The sequence below is a fragment of the Paenibacillus sediminis genome (assembly GCF_017873765.1).
Lineage (GTDB): Bacteria > Bacillota > Bacilli > Paenibacillales > Paenibacillaceae > Paenibacillus_AG > Paenibacillus_AG sediminis.
This window is the reverse complement of sequence record NZ_JAGGKP010000014.1, coordinates 52,725-60,468: the sequence shown is the minus strand read 5'-3', so window position 1 is coordinate 60,468 and position 7,744 is coordinate 52,725. Positions and strand designations below refer to the sequence as shown.

Below are 7,744 nucleotides of genomic sequence, written 5' to 3'. Positions count from 1 at the left end.
CCAGCGCCGATGGTACTTGGACCGAAGGGTCCTGGGAGAGTAGGACGTTGCCAAGCAAAAAACCACTGTTGATGAATATCGGCAGTGGTTTTTTTTGTGTTCAATTATACCTATATATCTTCATCACAATTACCTAGAACACGACAAGGGTAAATTCCATATATAACTATTATCGAACGATGATGGATAGGGACTTTAAATTCAGAGCACACTAGTGAAAACAGGATTGTTTCTCATTTGCGAATCAATGCAAGCGATACCTCTTGGCAAAAAATAAAAAAGTGATATAATAAAGACAAAGTCAAAGAAAGTCAAAGTCAGGCAGGTGTCTACTTTATGAAGTAGAGCAGAGTTTGATGGCTTTCCAGTTTGGTGATAACCAACTTAGTGTGCTGCTTAGTTAGCAGCTCATTTTGACTAACGTATCAGTCAGTGGAGGATGAGTGAATGCGTAATATCTCCGATATTATCGAACAATATCTGAAGAATATTTTGCATGAAAGTCCTGAAGGGACGGTGGAAATTCAGCGAAATGATTTGGCTGAGAAGTTTTCATGTGTTCCTTCGCAAATTAATTATGTAATAAGCACAAGATTTACTCTTGAGAAAGGCTATCTTGTGGAAAGTAAGCGCGGCGGGGGAGGATATATCCGCATCCAGCGCATTCAATTGCCTGGACACTCAGCGCTGCATAAGCATATTCAGCAAACGATAGGTAATTCGATTGATCAGACAACGGCGGAAGGGCTTGTTTATCAGCTTGAAGAAGGTCGCTTTATTACGGCACGCGAAGCGAACTTGATCAGGGCAGCCATATCTAGAGATGCTCTGATGGTCAAACTTCCTTATCGTGATGAAATTCGTGCCAACATTTTAAAGGCGATGCTGATCTCTTTGCTAGGCAAATAGTCTATCAATAAAAGGGGGTACATCGAATGCTTTGTCAAGAATGTGAGAAGAGACCGGCGACACTCCATTTTACGAAAATTATTAACGGAGTGAAGACGGAGTTCCATCTGTGTGAAACATGTGCCAGAGAAAAAGGGGACATCATACCTGGAACTGCAGGCGGCTTCTCAATCCATAATTTGTTATCGGGATTGCTTGATTTTGATCCAACCAATAAAGGACCAAATTCTGCAAAAGCTGCACCAATGATACGCTGCGAAGAATGCGGAATGACATATGCTCAGTTCAGCAAAATAGGCAGATTCGGATGCAGCTCATGTTATAAATATTTTAACGGTAAACTTGACCCTCTTCTAAAAAGAGTACACGGCAATACAGTTCATGTCGGTAAAATTCCAAAACGAGCCGGCGGTCATATTAAAGTGAAACGCAGAATCGATGATTTGAAGCAAGAGCTTCAGTACAGTATTATTCAAGAAGAGTTTGAGAAGGCAGCACAGCTTCGGGACCAGATTCGAGAGCTTGAAAAAGAAATTTCTGAAGATTAAGAGTAGGAGGGATGCAGAGTGTCAAATCTCCGATTTACAGAACAGCCGCTCAGCGAGTGGATGCGCCGAAGAGGTAACGATTCTGATATCGTCATCAGCAGCCGTATAAGAGTAGCGCGCAATCTGCAGCACATTCCTTTTCCTATGCTCGCAACAAACCAGCAATCTGAGGAAGTGCTGAATCGCTTGAACGAAGTTTTGAAGTCAAATGCACTTCAGCCTTTCGGGACGTTTCATTTAGTCAGAATGTCATCTCTGGATGAGCTTGATAAGAGAGTGCTTGTTGAGAAGCACTTGGTCAGTCCCGATCTGGCAGGAGAATCGCGTAATGGCGCTGTATTACTCAATGATCAAGAATCCGTAAGCATTATGATTAATGAGGAAGATCATCTACGTATTCAATGTCTGTATCCTGGATTTCAAATCCGTGAAGCTTGGAAACTGGCGAGTGCGATTGATGATGCTTTTGAAGCTCATGTCGATTATGCGTTTGATGATCGAAAAGGATACTTAACATGCTGCCCGACAAATGTAGGTACTGGCGTTCGTGCATCGGTAATGATGCATCTGCCCGCACTTGTGATGACGCAGCAAATTAGCCGTATTTTATCTGCCGTATCTCAAGTTGGTCTTGCTGTGCGAGGCATTTACGGTGAAGGCAGCGAAGCAACAGGCAACATGTTTCAAATTTCGAATCAAATTACGCTCGGGCAGAGCGAAACAGAGATTATCGACAATCTGGAGAGCGTAGTTCATCAGATTATTCAACATGAGAAAAATGCGCGCGAGAGATTGCTTGCCGAATCAAAAGTTCGCATTACAGACCGCGTGATGCGCTCCTACGGAATATTAAGTCATGCGGCGATCATCGATTCCAAAGAAGCTGCGCAGCGTCTTTCAGATGTAAGACTTGGCATTGATCTTGGTCTGATCCAAGGTGTACCGGATTCAGTAATGAATGAGCTTAATGTGATGACACAACCAGGGTTTTTACAAAAGTATTTTCATGAAAAAATGGACGCTGGTGAACGTGATATGTATCGTGCTAAGCTTATACGTGAAAAATTAGGAAAAACAGGTTAAAGTATAGATACTCACTCATGGAGGTGTAGAGAAAATGATGTTTGGTAGATTTACAGAACGTGCACAAAAGGTATTGGCTTTGGCTCAAGAAGAAGCAGTAAGACTAGGTCATAACAATATCGGTACTGAACATATTTTGCTTGGTCTCGTTCGTGAAGGCGAAGGGATTGCTGCAAAAGCGTTAATTGGACTTGGCCTCGGACTTGAGAAAATACAAGACGAAGTGGAAACACTAATCGGTCGTGGTCAAGAACAGCCGACCAATATCGCATATACACCGCGCGCCAAAAAAGTAATCGAGCTTTCGATGGACGAAGCGCGTAAACTTGGTCATACTTACGTCGGAACAGAACATATTTTATTAGGACTTATTCGTGAGGGCGAAGGCGTTGCTGCGCGTGTCCTTAACAACTTAGGCATCAGCCTCAATAAAGCTCGTCAGCAAGTGTTGCAGCTTCTAGGAAGCAGTGAAGCAGTTTCCAGTCATCATGGTGCGCCTGCCAATGTGAGCACACCAACCTTGGACAGCTTGGCTCGCGACCTTACGGCGATTGCAAAAGAGGGTAATCTTGATCCGGTTATCGGGCGCAGCAAAGAAATTGAGCGTGTAATTCAAGTTCTTAGCCGCCGTACGAAAAACAACCCTGTGCTCATCGGTGAACCTGGGGTTGGTAAAACAGCGATTGCTGAAGGCTTAGCTCAAAAAATTATTAATAACGAAATTCCTGAGACACTGCGCGATAAACGCGTTATGACACTCGATATGGGTTCTGTTGTTGCGGGTACGAAATATCGCGGTGAATTTGAAGACCGCCTCAAAAAAATTATGGATGAAATCCGTCAAGCCGGTAACATTATTCTGTTCATCGACGAGCTTCATACATTGATTGGAGCAGGCGGAGCTGAAGGTGCAATTGATGCATCTAACATCTTAAAACCGGCGCTTGCTCGCGGTGAACTGCAATGTATCGGCGCTACGACGCTAGATGAATACCGTAAATATATTGAGAAAGACGCTGCGCTTGAGCGCCGCTTCCAACCGATTACGGTGGATCAGCCTACGGTCGATGAAGCGATTCAAATATTACATGGACTGCGAGATCGTTATGAGGCGCATCACCGTGTGAAAATTACCGATGAAGCAATTGAACAAGCGGTTAAACTATCTGACCGTTATATCTCTGACCGCTTCCTTCCGGATAAAGCGATCGACCTTATTGACGAGGCTGCATCCAAAGTACGTCTTCAAACGTACACAACACCTCCAAATCTGAAAGAGCTTGAAAACCGCCTTGAAGATATTCGTAAGGAGAAAGATTCCGCTGTACAAAGTCAAGAATTTGAAAAGGCTGCAGCGCTGCGCGATACAGAACAAAAAATTCGTGAAGAGCTTGAAATTACGAAAAATCAATGGAAAGAAAAACAAGGACGCACAGACTCTGAAGTGACTCCTGAAGATATCGCTGAAGTGGTAGCGAGCTGGACTGGAATCCCAGTGAATAAACTGAAGGAAGAAGAAACAGAGCGTCTCTTGAAGATGGAAGAAATTCTGCATGAACGCGTCATTGGTCAAGAAGAAGCGGTGAAATCCGTCAGCAGAGCGATCCGCCGTGCACGTGCAGGTCTGAAAGATCCAAAACGTCCAATGGGATCCTTCATCTTCTTAGGTCCAACAGGGGTAGGTAAGACCGAGCTCGCACGCGCGCTTGCTGAAGCGTTATTCGGTGACGAAAATGCCGTTATTCGGATTGATATGTCTGAATATATGGAGAAACACTCCACTTCACGTCTTGTTGGAGCGCCTCCAGGATATGTTGGATATGAAGAAGGCGGTCAATTGACCGAGAAGGTTCGTCGTAAACCATATTCTGTCGTGCTTCTTGACGAAATCGAGAAAGCCCATCCTGAAGTGTTCAACATTTTACTGCAAGTACTTGAAGACGGACGTCTAACCGATTCCAAAGGTCGCGTTGTAGACTTCCGCAACACTTTAATTATTTTAACTTCTAACGTTGGTGCAGAAGCCATTAAGCGCAACAGCACTTTGGGCTTTACGGCTTCTCTCGATTCTGGAGCAGAGTACAACAACATGAAGGACAAAGTAATGGCAGAGCTGAAGAAGAGCTTCCGTCCTGAGTTCTTGAACCGGATCGATGAAATTATTGTGTTCCATTCCTTGGAGGAAAAACACATTGCAGAGATCGTGTCTCTCATGTCTGATGAACTTCGTAAACGGCTACGTGAGAACGAAGTAGACTTCGAGCTTACCGACAAAGCGAAAGCATTTCTTGCAAAAGAAGGATATGATCCAGCCTATGGTGCACGACCTTTGCGCCGTGCGATTCAAAAACATATTGAGGATCGTCTATCTGAAGAACTGCTTACGGGCCGTGTGAAGAAAGGGGATTCGCTCATCATCGATGAAGAGAATGGCGAATTAACCGTGAAGCATCGTGACAATGTATCAACAAGCTCATAATCGTTCTGAATAACAACCGAACCGATCAATAAAGGGCTGGCCTATAAGTGGAGGAATATCTTCACTTGCAGGCCAGCCCTTTCATATATTGCAATAATGACATCATAGTGTAAACTTTTGGGCACGACTTTACGATAAATCTTAATAAATGGTAAACTTTGATTATTGCAGGATTAGTTCGGGATTGCAAGTGTAGATTTGATTTAGCGAACCTTAAGGAGAGAGCAATGGCCAAAGTTAAAACCAAGTTTTTTTGTACTGAATGTGGATATGAGGCACCTAAATGGTACGGGAAATGCCCTGGTTGTCAATCATGGAATTCAATGGTGGAAGAAACGGAGAAGGTTGTCAAAACGCAAGGGATGAACTCTTCCCTTTTTACAACGAAAGAAAAACCGCTTCCTATCATAGAAATAGATAGTGGCAAGGAACCGAGAGTTCAGACTGGAATTAAAGAGCTAAACCGTGTACTTGGCGGGGGGATTGTTCCGGGTTCGCTTGTTCTTGTCGGCGGAGATCCAGGCATTGGGAAGTCAACGCTGCTGCTTCAAACCTCACATGAAATGACTCAGGCAGGACTTAAAGTACTATATATTTCAGGTGAAGAATCCATTAGGCAGACTAAGCTTAGAGCTGAGCGTCTTGGCGCTCTGTCTCCTGAGTTATATGTGTTATGCGAGAGCAATATGGAACTTATTGAAGAAGCGATCGAGAGCATTCAGCCCGATTTTCTCGTCATTGACTCCATTCAAACGGTATATCAACCGGAAGTAACCAGCGCCCCAGGCAGCGTATCTCAAGTTCGTGAATGTACGGCTAGATTTATGCGTATTGCTAAAGGGAAAGGGATTGCAACGGTGCTTGTTGGACACGTTACTAAGGAAGGTGCTATTGCCGGTCCGAGACTGCTCGAACATATGGTCGATTGCGTTCTCTATTTTGAAGGTGAACGGCATCAGACATATCGATTGCTGCGTGCGGTGAAGAATCGTTTTGGCTCCACCAATGAAATTGGTATTTTCGAAATGAGTGAGACTGGTCTAGTGGAAGTAGCCAATCCTTCTGAGCTGTTTCTGTCAGAACGACCGCTCGGAGTTGCCGGCTCTACAGTTGTAGCGAGTATGGAAGGCACAAGACCTGTACTCGTCGAACTTCAGGCACTTGTATCGGCCACACATTTTCCTTCTCCAAGACGAATGAGCACCGGTGTCGATCATCAGCGTATGTCGCTCATTATCGCCGTACTTGAGAAACGTATGGGAATGTTCCTTCAAAATCAAGACGCCTACTTAAATGTAGCTGGTGGTGTCAAACTAGATGAACCGGCTGTTGATTTAGCGATTGCCGTCAGTATTGCTTCCAGCTTCCGTGATGCTCCGACAAGACCGTTCGATGTCGTGTTCGGAGAAATTGGTCTTACAGGAGAGGTTAGAGCGGTGTCTAGAGCAGAACAACGGGTGAAGGAAGCGGAGAAATTGGGTTTTAAGCGTGTTATTTTACCGGAGAAGAGCTTGAAGGGGTGGAAACGACCGGGAGGAATTGAGATTATTGGAGTAAATACTGTGGCAGAAGCACTAGCGGTCGCGTTAGATTAGGGGGCATATAAAGATGAACGAACCGAGCCAACTGGATAGAATGAACGACTTACTTAAGCTTGTAGCGCCTGGGACAGCTTTTCGTGAAGGACTCGAAAATGTTCTTAGAGCCAAAACGGGGGCGCTTATTGTTGTCGGCTACAGTCCCGAAGTGATGGAGGTTGTTGATGGGGGATTTTCAATTAACTGTGATTTTTCTCCCAACTACTTGTATGAATTAGCGAAGATGGATGGTGCCATTATATTGAGTGAGGACCTCAAACGAATTTTATATGCGAATACGCAGTTAATTCCGGATTCCTCCATCTCATCCATTGAGACAGGTATACGCCATCGTACTGCCGAACGTGTCGCTAAACAAACAGGTAAGCTCGTCGTATCGATCTCTCAACGGCGTAATATTATTACACTGTACAAAGGTCAGCTGCGTTATGCACTGAAGGAAATCGGCGTTATTCTAACGAAGGCCAATCAAGCGATTCAAACGTTGGAAAAATATAAATCCGTGCTGGATCAGTCGCTCACGAATTTAACAGCATCCGAATTTGAAGAATTGGTCACTGTGCCTGAAGTGGTAAACGTGATACAACGATTCGAGATGGTACTTCGCATTAAGAAGGAAATTAAGCGTTATATCAACGAGCTTGGCACAGAGGGACGTTTGATCAGCATGCAGATGGAAGAGCTGCTTAACAATACAGAGGAAGAAGCATGGCTTCTGTATAAGGACTATGCTCGTGAAGATGATGATGAGAAAATTAGAGAAATTATTGAAGCATTGAAGCGTACTTCAGATGATGAATTGCTCGATGTTCACCATGTCGTGCGGCTTCTCGGCTTTCCATCTTCTGCAGCTACATCTGAAGAGGCGGTTGCTCCTAGAGGGTACCGGGTGTTCAGTAAGATTCCGCGATTGCCGAATGTCATTATCCATAACTTAGTAGACCGCTTTGAACAGCTTCCTCATGTTATGATGGCAACAATTGAGGAACTTGATGAGGTAGACGGAATTGGTGAAGTGCGAGCTCGTGCAATCAAGGAAGGTCTGAAACGGCTTCAAGAACAAGTGTTCATTGACAGACAAATCTAATTCCATTTACAATCAAGTATGTATTATATTTGCGGCACAT

At 44.3% G+C, this 7,744-nt stretch carries 6 protein-coding genes; all 6 read left to right on the top strand.

Features of this window, described 5'->3' with window-relative positions; translation table 11 throughout:
• Positions 1-447 precede the first annotated feature (447 nt).
• The 6 genes from J2Z20_RS16345 (at position 448) to disA (ending at position 7,704) form a co-directional block, all read left to right on the top strand.
• Positions 448-909 (top strand): CtsR family transcriptional regulator, encoded by a 462-nt coding sequence (locus tag J2Z20_RS16345; protein ID WP_209852888.1) that lies wholly within the window; start codon positions 448-450, stop codon positions 907-909.
• Positions 910-935: 26 nt separating this feature from the next.
• Entirely contained in the window at positions 936-1,457 is a 522-nt protein-coding gene (gene mcsA, locus J2Z20_RS16340) for a protein-arginine kinase activator protein McsA (RefSeq protein ID WP_209852886.1), read from the top strand.
• Positions 1,458-1,475: 18 nt separating this feature from the next.
• Positions 1,476-2,540: a protein-arginine kinase McsB gene (gene mcsB, locus J2Z20_RS16335; protein ID WP_209852884.1), complete on the top strand. Its 1,065-nt coding sequence runs from the start codon at positions 1,476-1,478 to the stop codon at positions 2,538-2,540.
• 34 nt (positions 2,541-2,574) lie between these two features.
• The gene (clpC, locus tag J2Z20_RS16330; RefSeq protein WP_209852882.1) at positions 2,575-5,019 is read left to right on the top strand and encodes an ATP-dependent protease ATP-binding subunit ClpC; all 2,445 of its coding nucleotides are present in this window, start codon (positions 2,575-2,577) and stop codon (positions 5,017-5,019) included.
• Positions 5,020-5,246: 227 nt separating this feature from the next.
• Complete coding sequence (gene radA, locus J2Z20_RS16325; protein ID WP_209852874.1) at positions 5,247-6,614, top strand: DNA repair protein RadA; 1,368 nt, start codon at positions 5,247-5,249, stop codon at positions 6,612-6,614.
• 13 nt (positions 6,615-6,627) lie between these two features.
• Complete coding sequence (disA, locus tag J2Z20_RS16320; RefSeq protein WP_209852866.1) at positions 6,628-7,704, top strand: DNA integrity scanning diadenylate cyclase DisA; 1,077 nt, start codon at positions 6,628-6,630, stop codon at positions 7,702-7,704.
• Positions 7,705-7,744 lie beyond the last annotated feature (40 nt).